Here is a 24,579-nt window from a genome sequence, read left to right on the forward strand (position 1 = left end):
TCTAGCGATCCCCCCCGCCCTTGTCTTGATGATGTGGGATCTTTAACGGGTCTGTCCCCCTGATCCAGGCCGCCCGGGGGCCTGTCAACGAATGGTATGGAGAGGCAATGCAGCTCAATGACACCCTTGCCCGTCAGATTGTGAGCCGGGCGATGAAGATACTCTCCTTTTCGGTCAACGTGATGGACGAGCGGGGCCTTATCATCGCCTCCGGCAACCCTCTGCTATCTATCCGGAGATGTTATGCAGCTCAATGACACCCTTGCCCGCCAGATTGTGAGCCGGGCGATGAAGATACTCTCCTTTTCGGTCAACGTGATGGACGAGCGGGGCCTCATCATCGCCTCCGGCAACCCGGAGCGGCTCCATCAGCGTCACGAGGGGGCCGTGCTGGCGCTGACCGAAAACCGGGTGGTGGAGATAAGCGAAGCGACAGCCCAGCAGCTCAAGGGAGTGAGGCCCGGCATCAACCTGCCCATCGCCTATCAGGGGGAGTTGCTCGGCGTCATCGGCATCTCGGGGGATCCGGAAGAAGTGCGTGCTTACGCCGAGCTGGTGCGGATGACAGCCGAGCTGATCCTGGAGCAGGCGGCGCTCACCGAGCAGTTGCAGTGGGACAAGCGCCACAAGGAGGAGCTGGTGCTGCAGCTCATTCGCGGCGAGGGGAGGGCCGATCAGCTGCAGCAGGCGGCCCGCTTCCTCGATCTCGATCTGGCCCAGCCTCGCGTCGTCGCCGTGCTGGCGCTGGAGGAGGCGGATCCCGCACGTCTGCGGGAGCTGGTGCACCTCCTGGAAAATCCGGAGCGGGACAATCTGGTGGCCATCAACGGCCTGGACGAGATAGTGGTGCTCAAGCCGGCCCAGCTCAGCGACGGCGTCTGGCAATCGGCGCAGGAGCGCAGCCGCATCAAGCAGTTGCTGGCCCGCATTCCCCATTTCAAGGTGCGCATAGGGGTGGGTGATTACTTCGCCGGGACGGGCGGATTGGCACGCTCCTACCAGACCGCCCGCGACACCCTGCGCCGCGGCATGAGCCAGGCGCCGCGCAAGCAGGTCTACTTCTTCGAGGATTATCGCCTGCCTGTGCTGCTCGGGAGCCTGGCGGACTCCTGGCAGGCGGATCAGCTGCGGGCCCCCCTGCTCAGGCTGGCAAAGGAGGATGCAAAGGGAACGCTGCAAAAGACGCTGCGCCAATATTTCTTGCAGGACTGTGATCTGCATCCCTGTGCCGAAACGCTCTTCATCCACCCCAATACCCTGCGTTATCGGCTGACCCGGATAGAGCAGATAACAGGCTTGAATTTCAACAAGTTAGATGACAAGTTCCTGCTCTATCTCGGGCTCAATCTCGACGGCTGACTTGTTCATATGAACAAAAATAAAGGCTGTTGAAGCGCAAGCTTTGGCCTTTCAGCCAAAGCATTCCGGGTTGGGATCACCATAATGGCCACCACTCACTCATTTGAAAGGTGCCCGTCATGATCCCTGTATCCGCGCTCGGTGCTCTCGCCGCGCTCTCCATCGCCATCTTCCTCATTCTGAAGAAGGTGCCGCCTGCCTACGGCATGATAGTCGGTGCCCTGGCCGGTGGCCTGATCGGCGGCGCCGACCTGACCCAGACCGTCGCCCTGATGATCGGCGGTGCCCAGGGGATCACCACGGCCGTGATGCGGATCCTGGCGGCCGGTGTGCTGGCCGGGGTGCTCATCGAATCGGGTGCCGCCACCACCATAGCCGAGACGATAGTCCGCAAGCTCGGCGAGACCCGTGCCCTGCTGGCCCTGGCCCTGGCGACCCTGATCCTGACCGCGGTCGGCGTCTTCGTGGACGTGGCCGTCATCACGGTCGCCCCCATAGCGCTCGCCATCGCCCGTCGTGCAGACCTCTCCAAGGCCGCCATCCTGCTGGCCATGATAGGGGGCGGCAAGGCGGGCAACGTCATGTCCCCCAACCCGAATGCCATCGCCGCGTCCGACGCCTTCCATCTGCCCCTCACCTCTGTGATGGCGGCCGGCATCATCCCGGGTCTGTTCGGTCTGGTGATGGCCTACTGGCTGGCCAAGCGCCTCAACAAGCGGGGCAGCAAGGTCGCGGCCGACGAAGTGGTGAACTTTGACGGTGGCAAGCTGCCCGGCTTCTTCGCCGCCATCAGCGCCCCCCTGGTCGCCATACTGCTGCTGGCCCTGCGCCCGGTGGCCGGCATAGTCGTGGATCCGCTCATCGCCCTGCCCCTCGGCGGCCTGGTCGGCGCCCTGATGATGGGCAAGTTCAGCAAGGTGAACCAGTTTGCGGTCTCCGGCCTCGCCCGCATGGCGCCGGTGGCCATCATGCTGCTGGGGACGGGTACCCTGGCGGGCATCATCGCGAACTCCGGCCTGAAGGACGTGCTGATCAGCGGCCTGACCGCCTCCGGTCTGCCCTCCTACCTGCTGGCCCCCATCTCCGGCGCCCTGATGTCGCTGGCGACCGCCTCGACCACGGCCGGGACAGTGGTGGCCTCCAACGTGTTCAGCTCTACCCTGATCGAGCTGGGGATCAGCAGTCTGGCCGGAGCGGCGATGATCCATGCCGGTGCCACCGTGTTTGACCACATGCCCCACGGCTCCTTCTTCCATGCCACCGGTGGCAGCGTCCACATGGGTGTGGGTGAGCGCCTCAAGCTCATCCCGTACGAAACCGCGGTGGGTCTGACCATTGCAACTGTCTCCACCCTGATGTTTGGCGTGTTTGGCCTCGCCTAAGGAATTGATATGAAAATTGTTATTGCCCCCGATTCATTCAAGGAGAGTCTGAGCGCCATGGCGGTGGCCGATGCCATCGAGGCCGGTTTCAAACAGGTGCTGCCGGATGCCACCTACGTCAAATTGCCCATGGCCGATGGCGGCGAAGGCACGGTGCAGTCCCTGGTGGATGCCACCGGTGGCCGCATCCTGCCGGTCGAGGTGACGGCTCCGCTCGGCAACAAGGTGCAGGGCTTCGTCGGTCTGCTGGGGGATGGCCAGCGCGCCGTCATCGAGATGGCGGCGGCCTCAGGTATCCATCTGGTGGCACCGGAGCAGCGCAATCCGCTGCTCACCTCCAGCTTCGGCACCGGCGAGTTGATCCTGGCGGCGCTGGAGATGGGGGTCACTCACCTCATCCTCGGCATCGGCGGCAGTGCCACCAACGACGGCGGTGCCGGCATGATCCAGGCGCTCGGCGGCAAGCTGCTCAAAGCCGATGGCTCTGCCATCGAGCTGGGTGGCGCCGGTCTGGCCGAACTCGCCACCATAGACCTGAGTGGGCTGGATCCCCGCCTGAGCGAGCTGGTCATCGAGGTGGCCTGCGATGTGAACAACCCGTTGTGCGGCCCGAAAGGCGCCTCCGCCGTGTTCGGCCCCCAGAAGGGGGCGACCCCCGAGATGGTGGCGCAGCTCGATGCCAATCTGGCCCGCTACGCCGACTGCATCGAGCAGGCCCTCGGCTGCCGAGTGAAGGATATTCCGGGGGCGGGCGCCGCCGGTGGCATGGGCGCCGCCCTGGTCGGCCTGCTCGGTGCCGAACTGAAACCCGGCATCCAGATCGTCATCGAAGCCTTGAAGCTGGCCGATGAAGTGGCCGATGCGGATCTGGTCATTACCGGTGAAGGTCGCATCGACAGCCAGACCATCCACGGCAAGACGCCAATCGGTGTCGCACGCTGCGCCAAGCAGTTTGGCAAGCCGGTGATCGGCATCGCCGGCTGCCTCACCGACGATTGCGGCGTGGTCCATGACCATGGCATCGACGCCGTGTTTGCCGTGGTCAACCGGGCCATGTCCCTGCCGGAGGCGATCGCCACCGCCACCACCAACCTGCAGCTCACGGCCCGCAACGTCGCCGCCCTCTATCTGCTGCGTCGTTAATCCTCTTCTGGCCGGTGCCCGTCACCGGCCGCACCCTGCCCCGTGTAGCGGATGTGGTTGCTCCCCTGAGGGCAGACCCTCTGACGCACCTTGCCGATCCCAGGATCGGCTTTTTTATTATCCTGCTGTCTTGTATATGGTTTTTGTATTCTGCCAGGGGCCTTTGCGGCATAGTGATCCCCCATAGTACAAGGAGCAACCCATGATCCTGCTGACCCTGGGGGTACTGCTGTTTACCCTGATCCATCTCTACCCCTGCTTCGCCGCAGCGCACCGTGTCCGTCTGCGGGATCGGCTGGGGGAGAACCGTTACAAGGGACTCTTCTCGCTGCTGGTGTTCGTCGCCATCGGCTGCATCCTCGCCGGCTGGCGCAGCGCCAGCCCCATGCCGCTCTACTTCCTGCCCGCCTGGGGGCCCATGCTGGTGATGGCGGCCATGCCGGTCGCGCTGATCCTGCTCTGCGCAGGGCAGGGGCCCAACCACCTGAGGCGTTGGCTGGTACACCCCCAGCTGCTCGGCACCCTGCTCTGGGCCTGCGCCCATCTGGCGGTCAACAGCGAGGCGCGCTCCCTGGTGCTGTTTGGTGGCCTGGGGCTCTGGGCGCTGGTCAGCATCGTCTGGATTTCGGTGCGGGACTGGCGCACCAAGCCGAGGCCGGCGGCCAACTGGCAGGGGACGGGGATCAGCGTGGGCGCCGGTCTGGTACTCACGGCCCTGCTCATCTTCTGGGGGCACGGCTGGTTGACCGGGATCCCGCTGCACTGATCCCTGAACCTTGTGCGGGGATCTCGCGTATGATGGAGAAAACCCGAGGAGTCACGTCGATGAAATGGTTCACCCTGCTGCTGTTGCTCGGATCTGGCGCGGCATCTGCCGCCTGTCCCGACTACTTCAATGTGGAGATGCGGGAGCTCAACAACACCCAGCGCCACAACCTCTGCCAGCTGACCGAGGGCAAGGTGGTGCTGGTGGTCAATACCGCCTCTTATTGTGGTTACAGCGGCCAGTTCCGGGATCTGGAGGCGCTCTACCAGAGCTACAAGGAGAAGGGGCTGGTGGTGCTGGGGTTCCCCTCCAACGACTTCTGGCAGGAGGCGGGCAACGAGAACAAGACAGCCGAGGTGTGTCGTCGGGACTACGGGGTCACCTTCCCCATGTTCAACCGGGTCTCGGTGCGTGGTGCCGATGCGGTGCCATTGTTCAAGGGGCTGGCGGCCGCCGCCGATGGGGATGCGCCGAACTGGAACTTCCACAAATACCTGGTGGGCCGCGATGGCAAGCTGATTTCGAGCTATGGCGCCAATCAGAATCCGGCCGATGATCCCCTCAAGGCGCAGCTGATCCAGGCGCTGGGACGCTGACCCTATCCCCTGGCGGGCGGCTCTGGAATAATGGGGGCCCGCCACTCACTCTGGTTATCCCGTGCTGCAACGTCTTCCCCAAATGGTGATCTTCGATGCCCTGGTCCGCGAGCAGGGCATCTCGGCGGCCGCGCGGCGGCTCGGGGTCTCCAAGTCCCACATCAGCAAGCAGCTGGCCCAGCTTGAGACCGAGCTCGGCGCCCAGCTGGTGCAGCGTACCACCCGCCGTTTCTCCCTGACCGAACTCGGCCAGGAGTATGCCCGCCACTGCCGCGCCCTGGTTGCGGTGGCCCTGGAGGCGGACTCCATGGTGGCGGAGCGGCGCGGCAAGGTGAGCGGCGTGCTGCACCTGGGGGTGGGCCAGTCCTTCGGCCGCTTGCACGTGATCCCGCGGCTCAAGGCATTCCAGGCGCGTTACCCCGATCTGGAACTGGAAGTCTCCCTGTTCGATCACCGCACCAATCTGGTGGATGAGGGGCTGGATCTCTGGATCACCACCTACGAGGACAAGCCCGAGGCCCTGGTGGGGCAGCGGCTGGCGGACATTGGCTTCGTGCTGGTGGCCTCGCCGGACTATCTGCTGAGCCATGGCACCCCGCTGCACCCCAGGGATCTGGCCAGGCACAACTGCATCACCTACCAGAGCCGGGAACGGCGCTACCACGAATGGTCGTTTCGCCAGGGCAAGGAGCGCCAGACGGTACAGGTGGCAGGCAACTACCGGGTGGATCTGGCGGAGGCGGTGCGGGATGCCGCCCTGGCCGGGCTCGGCATCGCCTATGTAGCCAACTACCTGCTGGACAAGGAGCTGCAATCCGGCCAGCTCATCCCCCTGCTGCCCCAGTGGCGCCCGAACCAGAAGATGGCGGTGCACGCCGTCTACGCCAGGCGGGAGCACCTGGATCCCAAGATCCGGCTGTTCATCGACTTCCTCAAGGAGAGCTTCGGCCCCGAACCCTACTGGGCGCAGCGGCTGGCTCCCTGGCTGGGGGGCAGATTGTCCGGTGTGGAGGAATAATCGTTTCCATACAGGAACACTGACTTTCGCCTGATACCAAACACGAGCCAAATCAGCCAGTTGGCGCAACCGATATCGTGCAAACGTTTTTGCTAACAGGGTTGTAACCAGGTGGACTTGCAGTGATGGGGGGAGGGGAGCAGAATCCGCGCCCATCTTCAGTCCCACTAGATGGAATCCCTATGATCGCCCTGCTCGGCATCTTGAGTATCCTGGCGCTAGCCGCACTCTGCTCTGATAATCGTCGTCGAATCCCGTTGAGAACAGTGGGCTTCGCCCTCTGCCTGCAAGTCCTCTTCGCCGCCCTGGTGCTCTGGCTGCCTGCGGGTCAGCAGGTGCTCAACGGCGTCAGCGAGAGCGTCAGCAGCGTGATCGGCTACGGCCAGGAGGGGATCGCTTTCCTGTTCGGGGATCTGGCCAAGTTCAAGCTGGGCTTCATCTTTGCGTTCAACGTGCTGCCGGTCATCATCTTCTTCTCCGCGGTGATCGCCATCCTCTACCACATCGGCCTGATGCCGCGGGTCATCGCCCTGCTGGGCGGCGGCCTGCAGAAGCTGCTGGGCACCGGCCGTGCCGAAAGCCTCTCCGCTACCGCCAACATCTTCGTCGGCATGGTGGAGGCCCCCCTGGTGGTCAAGCCCTATCTCTCCAGGATGTCTGACTCCCAGTTCTTCGCGGTGATGAGCTGCGGTCTCGCCTCGGTGGCCGGTGGCACCCTGGTGGGCTATGCCAGCATCGGGGTCGAGCTGAAATACCTGATCGCCGCCGCCTTCATGTCGGCGCCTGCCGGTCTGGCCATGGCCAAGATCCTGGTGCCGCCCGGTGCCGATGAGGAAGATCATCATGAAGATGTGGAGATCCCCCGCGCCACCAACGTCATTGAAGCGGCGGCCGATGGCGCCATGTCCGGTCTCAATATCGCTGTGGCGGTGGGCGCGACCCTGCTGGCCTTCGTCGGGGTGATTGCCATGCTCAACGGCCTGCTGGGTTGGGCCGGTGACCTGGTGGGGCTGGATCTGAGCTTCCAGATCATCCTGGGCTGGCTGTTCGCTCCCGTCTCCTGGCTCATCGGCGTGCCCTGGGATCAGGCCCAGGCGGCCGGCGCCCTGATCGGTACCAAGATCGTCATCAACGAGTTCGTCGCCTTCATCGCCCTGGTGCAGGATCAGACCCTGAACGAGTCGAGCAAGGCCATAGTCACCTTCGCCCTGTGCGGTTTCGCCAACATCTCCTCCATGGCGATCCTGATCGGCGGCCTGGGGGCCATGGTGCCGGAGCGCAAATCCTTCATCGCCCGCTACGGCCTGCGGGCCATCCTGGCCGGGGTGCTGGCAAACCTGATGAGCGCCTCGCTCGCTGGCCTGTTCCTCGCCCTCTGAGTGGCCTCGGCGCTAGCGCCTTCAGATCAAAGCCCGCTTCGGCGGGCTTTGTTGTGGCTACTCGGGCAAAAAAAAAGCGCCTCAGAGGAGGCGCGGGGAAAAAGACAGATTGGAAGCGTCACATGGGTGCCACTTGAATGAGGGATGAGCCGTGCCATCCAAGTGTGAGTGCATCATGCCTTTCCCAGTCTGAAGCCCTTCTGAGGCGATTCTTCATACTGTGTTCATTTTGCTAAACGCCCGGTGGCGTCGGTTCGAAGCCTCTTTTCCCCAGCGCCAATGCCAGCAACCCGCGTTGTGAACGGGATGCTGCCGGCTAATCAGGGAGTCAGGGGGTCAGCGTGAAGTTGTCGACAGCCTGCTGCTCCAGTGCCGGCAGCCAGCGTTGTGAACGGGATGCCGCCGGCTAATCAGGGAGTCAGGGGGTCAGCGCGAAGTTGTCGACAGCCTGCAGCTCCTGTGCCGGCAACCAGCGTATGAAGGGGATGCCGCTGGCTAGTCAGGGGCTCAGGGAGTCAGCGCGAAGTTGTCGACAGTCTGCTGCTCCAGTGCCAGCAACCAGCGCTTGATGGGAATGCCGCCGGCGTACCCCGTCAGTGCACCGCTGCTGCCTATCACTCTGTGGCAGGGCACTATGATGCTGAGCGGATTGCGGCCGTTGGCCGCCCCGACGGCCCGCACCGCCTTGGGGCTGCCGATGGCCTGGGCTATCTCGAGGTAGCTGACGGTCTCGCCGTAGGGGATGTCGCACAGGGCGCGCCATACCGACTGCTGGAAGGGGGTGCCCCGGGCGGCGAGCGGCAGCGTGAAGTGCCGCAGCCGGCCGGCAAAATAGGCTTCGAACTGCTCGAGGTAGGGGGCCAGGGCCACATCGTCCCGCTGCCATTCCGCTGTCGGGGTGACCGGCTGCTCCCCCCGCAGGAACTCCACGAAGCGCAGGCCATTCTGGTCGATGGCGACCAGCAGGGGGCCCTGGGCGCTGTCACAAAAACTGTATCTCATGGGTCTCTCTTCCTCGGCCTGAACGGCTCACTCCATTCCGGGCTTGCCACGGGCCGACTTGATCTCGCCCTTGCGCTTCTTGGCGTCAACCCGCTTGCGCTGGGAGCTGCGGGTCGGTTTGGTGGCGTGGCGGGCCTTGGGGCGCCAGGCGGCCTTTTTCAGCAACTCGGTCAGGCGGCTCATGGCCTCCTTGCGGTTCATGTCCTGGCTGCGGTGGGTCTCGACCCTGATCTGGATGAAGCCATCGTGGACCCGGCTGTCGCTGAGCTTCTCCAGCCCCTCCTTGTAGAGATCCGGCAGGCTGGGGGAGTCGCGGTAATCGAAGCGCAGCCAGACGGCGGAGTCCGTCTTGTTGACGTGCTGACCCCCGGCCCCCTGGGCACGCATGGTCTGAAACTGCAGCTCATGCCAGGGAATGATCACGCTGTTGGAGATGACTAACATGGGGTGATGCTCTCATTTGGTGCATCAAGGGAGTCTGGTGCAGCTTGGTGCCTCATTATGGGGCGAGATGCGCTTCCTTGGTGATCCTGAGCCGAAACGGCTCAAGGGTTAATGGCTATCTTTATGAAAATAAACAATAAAAATACTTGGCACAAGAATTGATGACCTCTTCATGACATACCATGGATTGGGAGCAACCAGATGAAGCTGATTACTGCGATTATCAAACCTTTCAAGTTGGACGACGTGCGCGAGGCCATCGCCAACCTGGGGGTCGAGGGTCTGACCGTGTCCGAGGTCAAGGGCTTCGGTCGCCAGAAGGGGCACACCGAATTATACCGGGGGGCAGAGTACCAGGTCGACTTCCTGCCGAAGGTAAAGCTGGAGATCGCCACCGCCGACGAGAACGTGGAAGGGGTGATCGAGGCCATCTGCAAGGCGGCTTATACCGGCAAGATAGGGGACGGCAAGATCTTCGTCTATGACCTGCTGCAGGCAGTGCGCATCCGTACCGGCGAGAGCGACGACGAGGCGCTGTGATGCCGCGCCAGGGCCGCGGCCGCTGAGCCGGTCGGGTTGAGCGCTCTGGCCCTGCCGGGTCGACAGAAAAAGAGAATACATGGTCATGAAGAGACTGGGTGGGATTCCATCCGGTCTTTTTGTTTTAGCAGTGATTAAATATGTGGCCTTACCTCTGCAAACCGCCTTGATCCTCTCATCCTGATTCATGCAGAATGCAAACGAAAATAGTTATCACTTTATGCACAGACAAGGAATGGATGATGAAAATGAAGATGCTGGCGCTGGTGTTCTCCTCGCTGATCGCCCAGTCGGCCTTTGCCGCCGCAGAAGTGAATGTCTACTCCAATCGGCAGGATGAGCTGATCAAGCCCATCATCCAGCAGTTCGAGAAAGAGACCGGGATCAAGGTCAACGTGGTGTTTGCCAAAGAGGGGCTGAACGAGCGCCTGGAGCGCGAAGGCAAGCTCTCCCCCGCGGATCTGATGCTGACCGTCGACATCAGCCGTCTGACCGACCTGGTGGACAAGGATCTGGTGCAGCCGGTGGACAGCAAGACGCTGCAGGAGAACATCCCCTCCATCTATCGTGATCCGGACAACCGCTGGTTCGCCCTGACTACCCGGGTGCGCGCCATCTACTCCAGCAAGGATCGGCTCGGCAAGCTCGACACCATCCGCTACGAAGATCTGGTCAAGCCTGAATTCAAAGGAAAAATTTGTACCCGCAGCGGCAAGCACGAGTACAATGTGGCGCTGGTTTCGTCCATGATTGCCCATCACGGCATGGCGGACACCAAGACCTGGCTGGAAGGGGTCAAGGCCAACCTGGCGCGCAAGCCGCAAGGCAACGACCGGGATCAGGTCAAGGCGATCAAGGACGGTATCTGTGACGTCTCCCTCGGCAACAGCTACTACCTGGGCGCCATGCTGAAAGACCCGGCGCAGAAGTCCTGGGCCGACGCGGTCGAGATCAACTTCCCGAACCAGGCTGATCGCGGTGCCCACGTCAACGTGAGCGGCGTGGCCATGACCAAGTATGCCAAGAACAAGGAAGCCGCCCAGAAGCTGATGGAGTTCCTCTCTGGCGACACCGCCCAGCACATGTACGCGGACGTGAATGCCGAGTATCCGGTCAAGGCCGGGGTCGAGCCTTCCGCCATGGTCAAGTCCTGGGGCAGTTTCAAGTCTGACCCCATGCCGGTCAGCGACTATGCCAAGCACCGCAAGGACGCCTTGCAGCTGCTGGATGAAGTGAAATTCGACTTGTAATCAGATGGGGCCTAAGGCCCCATCAATCGCTGTGGACTCATGAAAAATTGTGGATGGATTGCCGGCAGCTGGGCCACCGCCCTGCTGCTGGGTTTGCCGGTGCTTGCCCTCATCTTCTCTGCCTTCTCGGCAGACGGAGAGCTGTTTCGCCACCTCGCCGATACGGTACTGATCGACTACCTTGGCAACACCTCAGGGCTGGTGCTGGGGGTAGTGCTGCTCAGCCTGCTGTTTGGTGTGCCCACCGCCTGGCTGGTCGCCATGTGCCAGGTGCCGGGGCGCCGCGCCCTGCAGTGGGCGCTGATGCTGCCCATGGCCATGCCCTCCTACATAGTGGCTTACGTCTATACCGACCTGCTCGACTACTCGGGCCCGCTGCAGGCGGGGCTGAGATCCCTGTTTGACTGGCAAAGTCCTGCCGATTACTGGTTCCCGGCCATCCGCTCCCTCGGCGGTGCCGCCTGGGTGCTGGCGCTGGTGCTCTTCCCCTATGTCTATCTGCTGGCGCGCGCCTCCTTCCTGGAGCAGTCGGTCAGCTTGATCCACTCCAGCCGGTTGCTCGGCTGCACCCCCTGGCAGAGCTTTCGTCGCCTCAGCCTGCCCCTGGCCCGCCCCGCCATCATGGTGGGGGCGTCGCTGGTGGCGATGGAGACACTGGCGGACTTCGCCACCGTCCATTTCTTTGCCATCAACACCCTGACGACGGCCATTTACGACACCTGGCTCGGTTACGGCAGCCTGGCCACCGCAGCTCGGCTCTCCTGCCTGATGCTGCTGGCGGTGGTGTTGCTCATCGCCCTGGAGCGCCGCTCCCGCCAGCGCCAGCAGGTATTCCAGAAATCCATGGGCCATGAGCAGCCCCTGCGCTACCCCCTCAAGGGGGCGAGCCGTCTGCTGGCCGGGCTCTGGTGCTGGGGACTGGTGCTGGCCGGTTTCGGCCTGCCGTTCGTGATCCTGCTGGACTACGGGGTGCGCTATTTCGCACTGTCATGGACGCCGGAGTTCGTGCGCTTCGCCGGCAACAGTCTGCTCATCTCGGCCCTGACCGCCCTGCTCGCCATGGCCATCGCCCTGCTGCTCGGTTTCTTCCGCCGCCTCGATGGCGGCACCCGCAGCCTGCTGCCCCTACGCATCGCCGCCACCGGCTATGCCATGCCGGGCACTGTGCTCGCCATCGGGGTGCTGGTGCCGCTGACGGCGCTGGATTTTGGTCTCAACGATCTGGCCGAGTGGCTCGGGATGCAGGGGCCAGGTCTGCTGCTGACCGGCACCCTCACCGCCATCGTATTCGGCTACCTGGTGCGCTTCGTGGCCATCGCCATTGGCTCGGTGGAGAGCAGCATGGGCAAGATCTCCCCCAGCCTCGACATGGCGGCCCGCTCCCTTGGGCAGGGGACGGGGGGCATGCTGCGGCGGGTGCATCTGCCCCTGGTGCGACGGGGCCTCTTTGCCGGTGCCATGCTGGTGTTCATCGAATCCATGAAGGAGTTGCCTGCGGCCCTGCTGCTGCGGCCGTTCAACTTCGAGACCCTGGCGACCCATGTCTACCAGTTCGTCTCGGACGAGATGCTGGAGCGCGGCGCGCTCGGCGCCATCGTCATCGTGCTGGTGGGGCTGGTGCCGCTTATCTGGGTCAACCGCAGCCTGGACAGTCCGGGGCACTGAGTCGCCACGCCGGCCAATGAAATTGCATACGGTGTGCTTGACCGAAAGGCAGCGCACCGCCAGAAACGAGAGGAAGTCAGTCGTGTCTTGCTTGCAAGTAGAGAAGGTTAGCTGCCGTTACAACGGCCAGAACGTGCTGGAGCAGCTCTCCCTGACGGTGGCCGACAACGAGATCGTCTGCCTGCTGGGAGCGAGTGGCTGTGGCAAGACCACGCTGCTCAAGGCGGTCGCCGGCCTGCTGCCGCTGGCGGAAGGCCGTATTCATCTCGGTGAGACCCTGCTGGACGGGCCCGGCGTGACGGTGTCGCCCGAGCGTCGCCACATCGGCATGATCTTTCAGGATTACGCCCTCTTCCCCCACCTGACGGTGGCCGAGAACATCGGCTTCGGGCTGACCCGGGCGCCTCGCGACACCCGCCAGCAGCAGATCGACGAGGCGCTGACCCTGGTCAACCTGCAGGGGCTGGGGGATCGCTATCCCCATCAGCTCTCCGGTGGTCAGCAGCAGCGGGTCGCTATCGCCCGCGCCCTGGTCTGCAAGCCCAGATTGATGCTGCTGGACGAGCCCTTCTCCAACATCGATACCCAGGTGAGGATGAAGCTGATCCTGGAGATCCGCACCCTGCTCAAGCGTCAGGGGATAGGCGCCATCTTCGTCAGTCACAGCAAGGAGGAGGCGTTTGCCTTCGCCGATCGGCTGGCGTTGTTCCGGGCCGGTCGCATCGAGCAGGTGGGCCAGCCGGAGCAACTCTATCGCCGCCCCGAGAACCGCTTCGTGGCGGAGTTTCTCGGCGGGGTCAACTATCTGGCGGCCGAGGTGGTGGACAGCCACTGTGTGCAGACAGCGCTCGGGGTCATCTGTGGCCATGAGCCGCACGGTCGCGCCCCGGGAGAGCGGCTGCAGCTGATGCTCAGGCCCCAGCAGCTGGCATTGGCGACCGCCGCCGACGGCGACTTGCTGGTGCGGGAGCAGCAGTTCCTCGGCCATCACTGCCGGGTGCTGGTGGAGTGCGCCGGCCAGGTGCTGGAGGCCAGCATAGGGGAGCCTCTCGAAGGGGAGAGGGCGCGGGTGACCGTGGCCCCCCATGCCCTGGTGCTGTTCGAACAGATGCCTTGATAGTGATGTGAAATCAAGGAATTGACCCCGTTCCGGTTTATAATCGCGCCACGCCCATAGCCAATGTCTTTGGAGAGAGAAATGAAAGCCCAAGCCGGGATCTGCGCAGAGCCGAATCTGCATGCCCTCTATCTGATGTTCAATCGCACCGGTGACGGTGTGGAGCTGGCCGCCCGTCTGGCCAGGCTGCCGGTTCTGTGGGATGCGGTGAGCGCCGATTTCCCCGACGCCGGTTTCAGCGGTCTGGTCGCCGTCGGCGCCGAGGGCTGGGATGCCATCTACCCGGCCGCCCGTCCGCCCCAGTTCCGTGGCTTTATGGCGCAGGAGGCCAATGGCAACAAGGCGCCGAATACTCCGTTCGATCTCTTCGTGCAGCTGCGCGCCGATCGGGTGGACGTGCTCCATCACGCCGGCCATCGTGTCATGGCGCTGCTGGCCGGACTGGTGGAGCTGGCCGAGGAAGTCCGCGGTTTTCGCAACCAGGATTGCCGGGATCTGACCGGTTTCGTCGACGGCACCGAGAACCCCCAGGGTGAGCACAGGGCCGAAGTGGCGCTGATCGACGGGGGTGAGTTTGCCGGCGGTTCCTACGTTCATGTCCAGCGCTGGGTGCACGCCATGAGCGACTGGGAGAAGCTGGCGCTGAAGGAGCAGGAGGACATCATTGGCCGTACCAAGGTGGACAACATCGAGTACGAGTCGGCCGACAAGCCGCTGACCTCCCACATCAAGCGGGTCAACCTCAAGACCCCGAAGGGAGAGTCCATGGAGATACTGCGCCAGAGCATGCCCTGGGGCACCATGCGCGAGCAGGGGCTCTACTTCATCTCCTGCTGCCGCACCCCGCAGCACTTCAATGCCATGCTGGCCAGCATGTACAAGGGGGAGGGGAGCCACTTCGATCACCTGCTGCGCTTCACCAGGGCGGTGACAGGGGCAGCCTTCTTCGCCCCTTCCATCGATTTTCTGGTCGCTCAGGGCAAGTAACTGCTTGCCGATCGCGCGGAAACAAAAAATCCCGGCCTTGGCCGGGATTTTTTGTTCAGGTGGCGCGAGCGCGACCGGATCAGGGGGTCTGTTCGAACAGCTCGAGGGCGGAGAGGTAGAGCTCTTCGATGTCGGTGTCGCTGGTCGGGGTGATGAAGATGGTGTCATCACCGGCTATGGTGCCGAGGATACCTTCGGCCTTGCCGAGGGAGTCGAGCAGGCGGGCGATGAGCTGGGCCGCACCCGGGCTGGTGTGGATCACCACCAGGGCTCCGTTGTGGTCGACATCCAGTACCAGGTTCTTGAGCGGGCTGGAGGTGGTGGGCACACCCAGCTCCACCGGCAGGCAGTAGACCATCTCCATCTTGGCATTGCGGGTGCGGACGGCGCCGAAGCGGCTCAGCATGCGCGAAACCTTGGACTGGTTGATGTTCTCAAAGCCCATCTCTTGCAGGGCAGTGACTATCTCTGCCTGGGAGCCGAAACGCTCCTCTTTCAGCAAGGCTTTAAAGGCCTTGGCCAGTTTTTCTTGCTTGTCGTTATGTTTCATCTTGGACTCACGAATGAGGGAGGTGACCGCCTGTCACGCTCAGGCGGCAGATACGAACAGCGCTGCTATTTTGCATTCATATGCCTGTTTTGGCAAGGAAGCGGCGCTTGTTCTGCATATTGATTCAAATATAGCTTGCATCAACTTATGCTGGCGCTAGAATCAGGACGAAATTTTGAAAACTTATTCAATTGGGCTGTATGGGTATCGAATTAATCGGCATCGAAAAATCCTGGCACAAGGTGCCGGTACTGCAACAGGTCAGCTTCCGGACTGCACCCGGCGAGACCTTGGTATTGCTGGGCCCGAGCGGTGCGGGCAAGAGCTCGCTGCTGCGGATGATGAACCTGCTGGACACCCCGGATGCGGGTGTGCTGCGCATCGCCGACAGTGAATTTTCTTTCCCGTCCAGCCTCTCTCCCGCGGAATTCAACCGCCAGGCCCAGGCCTTGCGCCGCAAGGTGGGCATGGTATTCCAGCAGTACAATCTGTGGCCCCATCTCACCGTGATGGAGAATCTCATCGAAGCCCCCATCAAGGTGCTGGGCATGAGCCGCGAGGCTGCCATCGAGAAGGGCGCCTACCTGCTGGCCCAGTTGCAGCTGGCCGACAAGCGGGATGCCTGGCCGGCGCGCCTCTCCGGCGGCCAGCAGCAGCGGGTCGCCATCGCCAGAACCCTGATGATGGATCCCCAGGTGCTGCTGTTTGACGAGCCCACCGCGGCGCTCGATCCTGAGATAACCAAAGAGGTGGCGGAGATCATCCGCACCCTGAGCCAGACCGGCATCACCCAGGTAGTGGTGACCCACGAGGTGGAGTTCGCCCGCAAGGTGGCCAGTCAGGTGATTTATCTGGAGAAGGGGCGGATCATCGAATCCGGCACCGCCGCCATCTTCCAATCCCCGCAAACCAGCCGGTTTGCCGAATTCTTGATGCATTGATACTGAATCGATAAGGAAGCTGTCATGAAAAAGAGTCTGTTGCTGGTTGCTGCCATGGGTCTGCTGAGCACCTCGGTGCTGGCCAAGGAGATCAAGTTCGCCACCGAGGCCACCTATGCGCCGTTCGAATACCTGGATGACAAGAACGAGTTCCAGGGCTTTGACATCGATCTGGCCCGCGCCGTCTGCGAGCAGGCCAAGCTGGAGTGCAGCTTCCACAACCAGGCCTTCGACAGCCTGATCCCCAGCCTCAAGTTCCGTCGCTATGACGCCGTCATCGCCGCCATGGACGTGACCCCGGAGCGGGCCGCCCAGGTCGACTTCTCCGACATCTATTACGAGAACTCGGCGGTCTTCGTGGCCAAGAAGGGTGCCTTCAAGGGGCCTGAAGAGCTGGTGGACAAGACAGTCGGCGTGCAGAACGGCACCTCCCACCAGTCCTACCTGGTGGACAACTGGGTGAGCAAGGGTCTGCTGACCGTGCCCTACGCCAGCTACCAGAGCGCCTTCCTCGACATGATGAACGGTCGCACCGACGGCGTCTTCGCCGACACCGCCGTTGCCGCCGACTGGCTCAAGCAGCACAAGGAGTACGGTGTCATCGGCACGCCGGTGACCGACGCCAAGTACTTCGGTACCGGCTTTGGCATCGCGGTGGCCAAGGGCAACCAGGAGCTGCTGACCCAGCTGAACAAGGGGCTGGCCGAGATCAAGGCCAACGGCACCTATCAGAAGATCTTCGACAAGTACTTCGCGCAGTAAGCCATGCTGAGCCTGTTGTTGGATGCAGCCTGGATGACCCTGGGGCTGGCCTTGGCATCACTGGTCGGGGGCATGGTGCTGGCGCTGGCGTTCAGCGCCGCCGAGCTCAGCAAGCGCAGTTGGCTGGTGTGGCCTGTGGCCACGCTGACCACGCTCATTCGTGGTTTGCCCGAGCTGCTGGTGGTGCTGTTCATCTACTTCGGCTCGACCCAGGTGTTGTTCCTCATCACCGGCGAGTACGTGGAGTTCAGCCCCTTCGCCTGCGGCGTGCTGGCGCTCTCCCTGCTGTTCGCGAGCTACGCCACCCAGACCCTGCGGGCGGCGCTCAATGCGGTGCCCGCCGGGCAGCGGCTGGCGGCGCTGGCACTGGGCCTTGGCAAGGGCCACATCTTCTTTCGCATCGTGCTGCCCCAGGCCTGGCGCCATGCCTTGCCGGGGCTGGGCAACCAGTGGCTGGTGCTGCTCAAAGACACGGCCCTGGTGTCGCTTATCGGGGTGAACGAGATGATGCGCCAGGCCCAGATGGCGTCGGCCAGCACCTATGAACCCTTCACCTGGTACGCCGCGGCCGCCCTCATCTATCTGGCCATCAGCCTGGTGAGTGAGTTTGGCCTCAAGCAGGCTGCCCGCTACACCCGCCGTTACGGAGGCTGACCATGCAGGATTACCTGATGACCCTGCTGGGGGGGCTGGCGATTACCCTGCAGCTCACCGTGTTCAGCTTGCTGCTTGGCGTGTTGATGGCGGCTGGCATGACCTGGGTGCTGGAGCGCCGCATTCCGGTGGCGACCCAGCTGGTGCAGCTGTGGGTGCTGGTCTTCACCGGCACGCCCCTGCTCATCCAGATCTTCCTCATCTACTACGGGCCTGGCCAGTTTGAATGGCTCAAGGCGGGGCCGCTCTGGCCGTTGCTCAAGCAACCCTGGTTCTGCGCCGTGCTGGCGCTCGGGTTCAACACCGCGGCCTACTCCACCCGGCTATTCAAGGGGGCGCTCGACGCCATCCCTGCAGGCGAGGTAGAGGCCTGCCGGGCGCTCGGCTTCTCCGCCGGCCAGACTCTGTGGATGAAGACCCGCCACGCGGCCCGTCGGCTGGTACCCGCCTACTCCAACGAAGTGATCCTGGTGCTCAAGGGCAGCTCGCTGGCCAGCACCATCACCATCATGGACATCATGGGTCTGGCCCAGCGTCTCAACGCCCAGACCTATGACACCCTGGCGGTGTTCACCGTGGCCGGGGGCCTCTACCTGACCATGAATGGATTGTTAACAATTGGTTTCCGCTGGTGCGAGAAGCGGGCACTGGCATTCCAGTCCTGAAGCAGTCGTATTTACCTCTTAATGGTGAGGGAGACACAGGAAATCTGTGTCTTTCCTCCCATTTATCGCATATTCCTCTCCGCTTTCGTCGCCGCTTGCTCCCTGGCTCACAGAACCCGTGATTACAACTGTTATCAGATTGTTTTTTAGCAGGGGATCCTTTAAGGTGAGGCGCACAATAAGAAACAGCGTTAACCCAACTAGAAACAACCTTAAACCTACGCTTAGACATGGAGTTGATCATGAAAGTTGCCGTTCTGGGTGCCGCCGGTGGCATCGGCCAAGCCCTTGCTCTGCTGTTGAAAAATCGCCTGCCTGCCGGTTCCGAGTTGAGCCTGTATGACATTGCCCCGGTCACCCCGGGCGTGGCGGCGGACCTGAGCCATATCCCGACTGACGTGAAAGTAAAAGGTTTCTGCGGTGAAGATCCGAGCCCGGCTCTGGTCGGCGCCGATGTCGTGCTGATCTCTGCCGGCGTGGCGCGCAAGCCCGGCATGGATCGTTCCGATCTGTTCAACATCAACGCCGGTATCGTCAAGAACCTGGTGGAGAAGTGTGCCGCCTCCTGCCCGAAAGCACTGATCGGCATCATCACCAACCCGGTCAACACCACGGTCGCCATCGCCGCCGAAGTGCTGAAGAAGGCCGGTGTCTATGACAAGCGCCGCCTGTTCGGCGTGACCACCCTGGACGTCATCCGTGGCGAGACCTTCGTGGCCGAGGCCAAGGGCCTGAACATCGACAAGATCCGCATCAACGTGATCGGTGGCCACAGTGGCGTGACCATACTGCCGCTGCTCTCCCAGATCGAAGGGGCCAGTTTCACCGCGGAAGAAGCGGCTGTCATGACCAAGCGCATCCAGAATGCCGGTACCGAAGTGGTGGAAGCCAAGGCCGGTGGCGGTTCTGCCACCCTCTCCATGGGTCAGGCAGCCTGCCGTTTCGGTCTGTCCCTCATCAAGGGTCTGCAGGGCGAAGCCAATGTCATCGAGTGCGCCTATGTGGAAGGCAACGGCGAGCACGCCACCTTCTTCGCGCAGCCGGTGCTGCTGGGCAAGAATGGCGTCGAGAGCGTGCTGGACTACGGCAAGCTGAGCGCCTTCGAGCAAGAGTCCATGGACAGCATGCTGGCTACCCTGAAGGCCGATATCCAGCTGGGTGTCGACTTCGTCAAGTAAGCCGCAGTGTCGATCATGAGGGGAGCCCAGGCTCCCCTTTGTCATTTCCGGGGTTTGCCATGGCGAGCTAAGGAGATGGACCCGGCTGCCGATAAAGAGGGCAGCAGGAGATCCCTATGATGAAACCCAGTACCCTCATCGGCCTCGTCGGTCTGTGCAGCCTCCCCTTGCAGGGGGCCGAGCCGATCTCGGCGGCCGCGCAAACCCAGTCGGTGGCGGCCGCCACAGTCCCGACGCCCTCGGCGGCCTTGCCATCGATCGCCCCGGCACCAGCACAGGCTGCATCAGCGACCCAGCCGGCCACCGCACCTGTACCATCAGCCGCAGTGCCGGCGGCTGCCGTTGCCCCAGCGCCGGTGGCGTCGGCTGCGTTGCCTACGGCTGTCGCTGATCCGGCCCCTGTGCTGTCGAGTGTTGATGCACCCGCCCCAGTGGCATCAGCCCCGGCGGCAGCGCCGCTGCCCAGGGCGGTGAACCCTGGCTCCCTGGCCACCGGAGAGCTGCAGGCGGTGCCGCTCTATCGGCAGGACGAGCTGCTCAACTGGATAGAGCAGGGACGTCATCTGGCCCGGGTGAAGCAGGACAGGTGCCAGCTGACCCAGGACATAGAGGCGCGCGCCTCCGTGATGAAGATCCCGGCCTATCAGTTCCTGTGGGGGGACATGCTGGCCTGGGGCGTCTGCATCAAGCCGGACGCACAGATCGGGGTGCAATACATGTGGGAGGCGGCCAATCAGGGCCTGGCTCCCGCACTGGAGCAGCTGGGGCGCTATTACTGGAAAGGCATCCTGGTCCAGAAGGATCTGGTGCGGGCCGAGACCCTGATGCGGGAGGCCGCCAGCCTGGGCTTCCAGCGGGCCCAGATAGAGTGGGTCGAGATGCTGCTGCAGGGCATGGGCAGTCCGCTGGATTACGAGGAGGCCTACCACTGGCTGCACGGCGCCGTCATCGGCGACAAGGCGACCCACCAGAAGGCGGCTAGCCTGCTGAGCCGGCTCGGCAATCGCATGCCCGCCAATGCCATCGCCCGCGCCAAGGCGATGCACTAAGCCCGGCAGGCCAGGCCACTCGATACAACAAGGCCCGCGAACCTGAGTTCGTGGGCCTTGTGCATTTCCCCGGGCTGGAGGTGGGATCAGAGATCCTGATGGGGGCCAAATACCTCGTAGTGCATCCGGTCGGCAGGCACGTCCAAACTGCTCAGCTGATCTTTCACCGCCTTCATGAAGCCCAGGGGGCCGCAGAAGTAGTAGCGGGCGTTGGCCGGGATGAGGTCCGTGACCTGTTCCAGCGCCAGGGTGCCGCTGAAGTCGTAGTCCTTCCCCTGCACGTCCTGCTCGGCAGGTACCCTGTACCAGACCCGGCTCTGCAAGCTGGCATGCTGGCGGCTCTTGGCCTGGATCTCTTCCTTGAAGGCATGCAGGGCGCCATGTTCGCAGGCATGGAGCCAGCGGATTTCAGTTTCTGGTTGCTCGGCCAGCAACTGGTTGAGCATGCTCAGCATGGGGGTCAGGCCCACCCCGGCGGAGATCAGCACCACTGGGGTGGTCGGCTCGGTCTGCAGGAAGAAGTCCCCCGCCGGTGGCATCAGCGCCACCTCGTCACCGACGTGAAGCTGGTCATGCAGCAGGTTGGAGGCCTGGCCCTGGGGCTCGCGCTTGACGCTGATGCGGTAGTCGCGGCCATTGGGAGCATCGGAGAGGGAGTATTGACGGATCTCCTGATGCGCCAGCGACGGGTGATTGAGCCGGATGCTGATATATTGCCCCGGCTTGAAGCGCAGCACGGGCTTGCCGTCGACGGGGGCCAGCACGAAGGAGGTGACAAGCTCGCTCTCCTGGCGCTTCTCCTTGATGAGGAAGGGGCGGGCCCCCTGCCAGCCACCGAGCTCGCTCGCCTTCTCCCGGTAGAGCTCACCCTCCCGACCGATGAAGATGCCGGCCAGCACGCCATAGGCCTTGCCCCAGGCTTCCAGTACCTCGTCCGTCACCGCGTTGCCACCCATTTCTTTGAGCGTGGCCAAGAGATGACTACCCACAATGTGATATTGTTCCGGCTGGATCAGGAAACCCGTGTGCTTGTGGGCGATGCGTTCCACGGCTCCGGCCAGGGCCCCCAGGTTGTCGATGTTCCTGGCGTAGGCCGCCACGGCACTGAACAGGGCCAGGGGCTGACCGCCACTGTGCTGATGGGCCAGGTTGAACACATCCTTCAACTCGGGGTTGTGGTTGAACATGCGCTGGTAGAAGTGCTGGGTGAGGGCTGGCCCCGCCGATTCGAGCAAAGGAATGGTGCTCTTGATGACGGCGATGGTGGCTTGGTCTAACATAGGAGGTCCTTTCTAATTGAACATCTGGAATGTCACTTAATAAGTTGCATCCTAAATGTTTAATTGATCTGGATCAATCATCAATTCTTTGCGCTATGCGCCACAGGCACTATGAGACTAACAAGCTATACCGATTTTGGATTGAGAGCCCTGCTCTATCTGGCCACGTTGCCGGAGGGGGAATTGTCGAGCGTGGCCAAGGTGTCTGCCTTGTATGACGTCTCTCGCAATCACATGGTGAAGGTGGTGAATCAGCTGGTGAAGCTGGGTTATCTGCAGTCCCAGCGTGGCAAGAATGGCGGGATCCGCATGGCCTGTTCCCCTGAGAGCGTGAACATAGGCCAGGTGATCCGGGCGCTGGAGGGCAATCTGGACGGCATCGACTGCAACTCGCCGGTGTGTCACATCGTCTCCGTCTGTCTGCTCAAGAGTGCCCTGAAGGAGGCGATGAACGCCTTCCTTGCGGTGATGGACGGCTATACGCTGCAAGATCTGCTGGCCAACCGCGACGAGCTGCAGCAGGTGTTCGGCGAGTTGATCCCGACCCTGGTGCTGGAGCCGGATGACGAGAGCGAGTGAGACGAAAAAGGCTGCCATCGGCAGCCTTTTTTCAATCCTCGTAACCTGACTCGTTACGGTAGAGGTGTGGCATGATCCTCGCCATCTTCACCATGTTGTTCTCCACTTCGAGGATCTCGATGGGATAACCCGCCAGTCTGACGCTGATGTTGGGCTGGGGGATCTCTTCCAGGTACTCCAGGATCACCCCGTTGAGGGTGCGCGGGCCGTCGATGGGCAGGTGCCAGTGCATCTCCTTGTTCAGCTCGCGGATACTGGCGGAGCCTTCCACCAGGAAGGAGCCATCCGGCTGGGGGTGGATCTCGTCGCTCGGCGCCGGGGCCATGGAGGTGGTGAAGTCGCCCACTATCTCTTCCAGGATGTCATCCAGGGTGATCAGCCCCTGGATATCCCCATACTCGTCGACAATCAGCCCGATCCTCTCCTTGTTGCGCTGGAACTTGGCCAGCTGCACGTTGAGGGGGGTGCCCTGTGGAATGAAGTAGATGGGATCGACTTCCCGCAGCAGGCTGGACTTGCTGAACTGGTCCTTGGCGACCAGTCTGAGGGCATCACGAGAGTGTAAAAATCCGACAACGTCGTCGATATTGTCGCGATAGAGCAGGATCTTGGTGTGAGCGCAGTGAGCCAGCTGGCGCAATATGCTCTTCCAGTCGTCGTTGATGTCGATGGCAGAGATCTCGCTGCGCGGCACCATGATGTTTTCCACCGTCATCTTGTCCAGATCCAGAATGCTGATCAGCATCTCCTGATGGCGCTGGGGAATGAGGCTGCCCGCCTCGTTGACTATGGTGCGCAGCTCTTCGGTGTTGAGGGAGTCATCCTTGCGATGTTCCAGTCGCAGCAGCTTGAGCAAGAGGTTGGTGATGCTGTTGATGAGCCAGACCAGGGGGGCGAAGGGCACCATCAGTCCCTTGAGAACCCAGGAGGCGGGGTAGGCGATGCGCTCGGGAAACATGGCCGCCAGTGTCTTGGGGGTGACTTCCCCGAACACCAGCACCACCAGGGTGAGGCCGAAGGTGGCGATGGCGACGCCGAGATCCCCGAACAGCCGGATGCAGACTATGGTGGCGATGGCGGAGGCCAGGATGTTGACCAGGTTGTTGCCGATGAGGATGAGGCCAAGCAGGCGATCCGGTCGAGCCAGCAGCTTTTCGACCCGACGGGCTGCCTTGTGCTTGGTTTGGGCCAGATGCCGCAACTTGTAGCGGTTGAGGGACATCAGACCGGTTTCGGAACTGGAGAAGAAGGCTGACAACACAATCAAGATAACGAGAACAATCAGTAATGTGCTCGTTGAGATACTGTCCAAGAAGGGCTCCTGTTGGGGTGGTGTTTGGGTGGCTGAACCGTCAGCTCAGCAAGACTTCCTTGACGAAGCGGCTGCCAAAGTAGGCCAGGGTCAGGATGACGCTGCCGATGAGGCTCAGCATGATGACCTTGCGACCACGCCAGCCACGGGTGTGGTGACCCCACAGCAGCAAGGCATAGACGCACCAGGCCAGGATCGAGAGGATGGCCTTGTGGGACTTGCCCTGGGCGAACATGTCTTCGAGGAAGAACAGACCCGAGGCGATGGAGAGCGTCAGCAGCAAGAGGCCCGCGGAGATGAGCTGGAACAGGCGCTTCTCCACCGTCATCAGGGGCGGCATGGCCGGCAGATGGCTTATCTTTCTGGACTTCAGCTGCCGATCCAGACAGGCAAGCTGGAGCGCAAACAGGCAGGCGATCATCAGTACCGAATAGGCCATCAAGGCGAGCCCGATGTGCAGCAGCAGTTGGGGATGCGCTTCCAGATGGGTGATGTAGCGACCCGGTATCAGGGCGCTGGCGGCGAGCAGCAAGGCCGAGAAACTGTAGACCACGGGCAGCAGGATCCAGCCGTTGAAACGGCGGGTAACGCAGGTCATGAAGCAGCTGATGATGAGGCTGACCAGGGAGGCGACGTTCAACATGCTGAGATTCTGGCCGGAATGGGTAGCCAGCACCTCGCTGCCCACCGCCACGCCATGGGCGGTCAGGGCCAGGCCGACACAGGCAAACAGAGACACCTGCCCGACGGGCTTGGCGCTGAGCAGCAGGTGCAGAGAGGCGATGATGGCCAGCAGGTAAAACGCCAGGGCCAGAACAGAGATCACGATCATAACCAGGTCGTTGTCGAACAAGCTTTTATGGATAAGAGGGGCAGTATACCTTGCACAAGATATGCTCGCCAGTTGTGCCAGGGGCTAACTGCCCATATATAAGTAGCAGCTGACAGCCCCGTGCGGCGA

At 62.5% G+C, this 24,579-nt stretch carries 26 protein-coding genes; 20 read left to right on the top strand and 6 right to left on the bottom strand.

The annotated features are described in order from the left end of the window. Positions 1-107 precede the first annotated feature (107 nt). The 8 genes from AC1IN8_RS11425 to AC1IN8_RS11460 all read left to right on the top strand — a co-directional run bounded on the left by AC1IN8_RS11425 (position 108) and on the right by AC1IN8_RS11460 (position 7,643). Positions 108-257, top strand: coding sequence for a sugar diacid recognition domain-containing protein (locus tag AC1IN8_RS11425; protein WP_479758897.1), 150 nt, complete (start codon positions 108-110; stop codon positions 255-257). After that, positions 244-1,359 (top strand): sugar diacid recognition domain-containing protein, encoded by a 1,116-nt coding sequence (locus AC1IN8_RS11430; RefSeq protein ID WP_342059349.1) that lies wholly within the window; start codon positions 244-246, stop codon positions 1,357-1,359. Before AC1IN8_RS11425 ends, AC1IN8_RS11430 begins: the two co-directional genes overlap by 14 nt. Positions 1,360-1,478: 119 nt before the next feature. Continuing rightward, positions 1,479-2,741, top strand: a complete 1,263-nt coding sequence (locus AC1IN8_RS11435) for a GntP family permease (protein WP_025325674.1) — start codon at positions 1,479-1,481, stop codon at positions 2,739-2,741. Positions 2,742-2,750: 9 nt separating this feature from the next. Beyond that, positions 2,751-3,884, top strand: a complete 1,134-nt coding sequence (locus AC1IN8_RS11440; RefSeq protein WP_479758898.1) for a glycerate kinase — start codon at positions 2,751-2,753, stop codon at positions 3,882-3,884. A 202-nt stretch (positions 3,885-4,086) separates the two neighbouring features. Then, complete coding sequence (locus AC1IN8_RS11445) at positions 4,087-4,650, top strand: NnrU family protein (protein WP_479758899.1); 564 nt, start codon at positions 4,087-4,089, stop codon at positions 4,648-4,650. A gap of 59 nt (positions 4,651-4,709) precedes the next feature. Then, positions 4,710-5,246 (top strand): glutathione peroxidase, encoded by a 537-nt coding sequence (locus AC1IN8_RS11450; protein WP_479758900.1) that lies wholly within the window; start codon positions 4,710-4,712, stop codon positions 5,244-5,246. Between the two features lie 82 nt (positions 5,247-5,328). Then, entirely contained in the window at positions 5,329-6,264 is a 936-nt protein-coding gene (locus tag AC1IN8_RS11455) for a LysR family transcriptional regulator (protein ID WP_042649797.1), read from the top strand. A 182-nt stretch (positions 6,265-6,446) separates the two neighbouring features. Beyond that, the gene (locus AC1IN8_RS11460; RefSeq protein WP_139436870.1) at positions 6,447-7,643 is read left to right on the top strand and encodes a NupC/NupG family nucleoside CNT transporter; all 1,197 of its coding nucleotides are present in this window, start codon (positions 6,447-6,449) and stop codon (positions 7,641-7,643) included. A 507-nt stretch (positions 7,644-8,150) separates the two neighbouring features. Here AC1IN8_RS11460 and AC1IN8_RS11465 read toward each other — a convergent pair. Together AC1IN8_RS11465 and arfB are read right to left on the bottom strand one after the other, a co-directional pair. Further along, complete coding sequence (locus AC1IN8_RS11465) at positions 8,151-8,645, bottom strand: methylated-DNA--[protein]-cysteine S-methyltransferase (protein ID WP_479758901.1); 495 nt, start codon at positions 8,643-8,645, stop codon at positions 8,151-8,153. A gap of 27 nt (positions 8,646-8,672) precedes the next feature. Next, on the bottom strand, positions 8,673-9,089 hold the full coding sequence (arfB, locus tag AC1IN8_RS11470) for an alternative ribosome rescue aminoacyl-tRNA hydrolase ArfB (protein WP_005332323.1): 417 nt from the start codon (positions 9,087-9,089) through the stop codon (positions 8,673-8,675). 201 nt (positions 9,090-9,290) lie between these two features. Here arfB and glnK point away from each other — a divergent pair, with 201 nt between their 5' ends. The 5 genes from glnK (at position 9,291) to AC1IN8_RS11495 (ending at position 14,648) form a co-directional block, all read left to right on the top strand. After that, a complete protein-coding gene (gene glnK, locus AC1IN8_RS11475) occupies positions 9,291-9,629 on the top strand; it encodes a P-II family nitrogen regulator (RefSeq protein WP_005332325.1) in 339 nt (112 codons plus the stop codon). A 242-nt stretch (positions 9,630-9,871) separates the two neighbouring features. Next, complete coding sequence (locus tag AC1IN8_RS11480; protein WP_139436866.1) at positions 9,872-10,879, top strand: Fe(3+) ABC transporter substrate-binding protein; 1,008 nt, start codon at positions 9,872-9,874, stop codon at positions 10,877-10,879. A gap of 39 nt (positions 10,880-10,918) precedes the next feature. Further along, positions 10,919-12,544, top strand: a complete 1,626-nt coding sequence (locus AC1IN8_RS11485; protein ID WP_479758902.1) for an ABC transporter permease — start codon at positions 10,919-10,921, stop codon at positions 12,542-12,544. An 82-nt stretch (positions 12,545-12,626) separates the two neighbouring features. Then, on the top strand, positions 12,627-13,661 hold the full coding sequence (locus AC1IN8_RS11490) for an ABC transporter ATP-binding protein (protein ID WP_479758903.1): 1,035 nt from the start codon (positions 12,627-12,629) through the stop codon (positions 13,659-13,661). An 81-nt stretch (positions 13,662-13,742) separates the two neighbouring features. After that, entirely contained in the window at positions 13,743-14,648 is a 906-nt protein-coding gene (locus tag AC1IN8_RS11495; RefSeq protein WP_139436860.1) for a Dyp-type peroxidase, read from the top strand. A gap of 79 nt (positions 14,649-14,727) precedes the next feature. Here AC1IN8_RS11495 and argR read toward each other — a convergent pair whose 3' ends face one another. Further along, the gene (gene argR / locus AC1IN8_RS11500; protein WP_005308670.1) at positions 14,728-15,198 is read right to left on the bottom strand and encodes a transcriptional regulator ArgR; all 471 of its coding nucleotides are present in this window, start codon (positions 15,196-15,198) and stop codon (positions 14,728-14,730) included. 200 nt (positions 15,199-15,398) lie between these two features. Here argR and AC1IN8_RS11505 point away from each other — a divergent pair, with 200 nt between their 5' ends. The 6 genes from AC1IN8_RS11505 (at position 15,399) to AC1IN8_RS11530 (ending at position 20,447) form a co-directional block, all read left to right on the top strand. After that, positions 15,399-16,139, top strand: coding sequence for an ATP-binding cassette domain-containing protein (locus AC1IN8_RS11505; protein ID WP_139436858.1), 741 nt, complete (start codon positions 15,399-15,401; stop codon positions 16,137-16,139). Positions 16,140-16,163: 24 nt separating this feature from the next. Then, positions 16,164-16,901, top strand: a complete 738-nt coding sequence (locus AC1IN8_RS11510; RefSeq protein ID WP_005332335.1) for a transporter substrate-binding domain-containing protein — start codon at positions 16,164-16,166, stop codon at positions 16,899-16,901. Between the two features lie 3 nt (positions 16,902-16,904). Then, positions 16,905-17,555, top strand: a complete 651-nt coding sequence (artQ, locus tag AC1IN8_RS11515) for an arginine ABC transporter permease ArtQ (protein WP_139436856.1) — start codon at positions 16,905-16,907, stop codon at positions 17,553-17,555. Between the two features lie 2 nt (positions 17,556-17,557). Continuing rightward, entirely contained in the window at positions 17,558-18,220 is a 663-nt protein-coding gene (gene artM / locus AC1IN8_RS11520; RefSeq protein WP_265435316.1) for an arginine ABC transporter permease ArtM, read from the top strand. 242 nt (positions 18,221-18,462) lie between these two features. Beyond that, positions 18,463-19,398, top strand: a complete 936-nt coding sequence (mdh, locus tag AC1IN8_RS11525; RefSeq protein WP_479758904.1) for a malate dehydrogenase — start codon at positions 18,463-18,465, stop codon at positions 19,396-19,398. Between the two features lie 458 nt (positions 19,399-19,856). Continuing rightward, positions 19,857-20,447 (top strand): tetratricopeptide repeat protein, encoded by a 591-nt coding sequence (locus AC1IN8_RS11530; RefSeq protein WP_043131536.1) that lies wholly within the window; start codon positions 19,857-19,859, stop codon positions 20,445-20,447. Between the two features lie 86 nt (positions 20,448-20,533). Here AC1IN8_RS11530 and hmpA read toward each other — a convergent pair whose 3' ends face one another. Then, positions 20,534-21,727 (bottom strand): NO-inducible flavohemoprotein, encoded by a 1,194-nt coding sequence (gene hmpA / locus AC1IN8_RS11535; protein WP_479758905.1) that lies wholly within the window; start codon positions 21,725-21,727, stop codon positions 20,534-20,536. A 111-nt stretch (positions 21,728-21,838) separates the two neighbouring features. Here hmpA and AC1IN8_RS11540 point away from each other — a divergent pair, with 111 nt between their 5' ends. Next, the gene (locus AC1IN8_RS11540) at positions 21,839-22,306 is read left to right on the top strand and encodes an Rrf2 family transcriptional regulator (protein ID WP_025325692.1); all 468 of its coding nucleotides are present in this window, start codon (positions 21,839-21,841) and stop codon (positions 22,304-22,306) included. Between the two features lie 31 nt (positions 22,307-22,337). Here the strand turns inward: AC1IN8_RS11540 and AC1IN8_RS11545 are convergent, their stop codons facing one another. Then, positions 22,338-23,618, bottom strand: coding sequence for an HlyC/CorC family transporter (locus AC1IN8_RS11545; protein WP_139436845.1), 1,281 nt, complete (start codon positions 23,616-23,618; stop codon positions 22,338-22,340). Between the two features lie 40 nt (positions 23,619-23,658). After that, on the bottom strand, positions 23,659-24,450 hold the full coding sequence (locus AC1IN8_RS11550) for a cytochrome C assembly family protein (RefSeq protein ID WP_041204421.1): 792 nt from the start codon (positions 24,448-24,450) through the stop codon (positions 23,659-23,661). Between the last annotated feature and the right edge of the window lie 129 nt (positions 24,451-24,579).

This window comes from Aeromonas sp. 130281 (assembly GCF_056642115.1).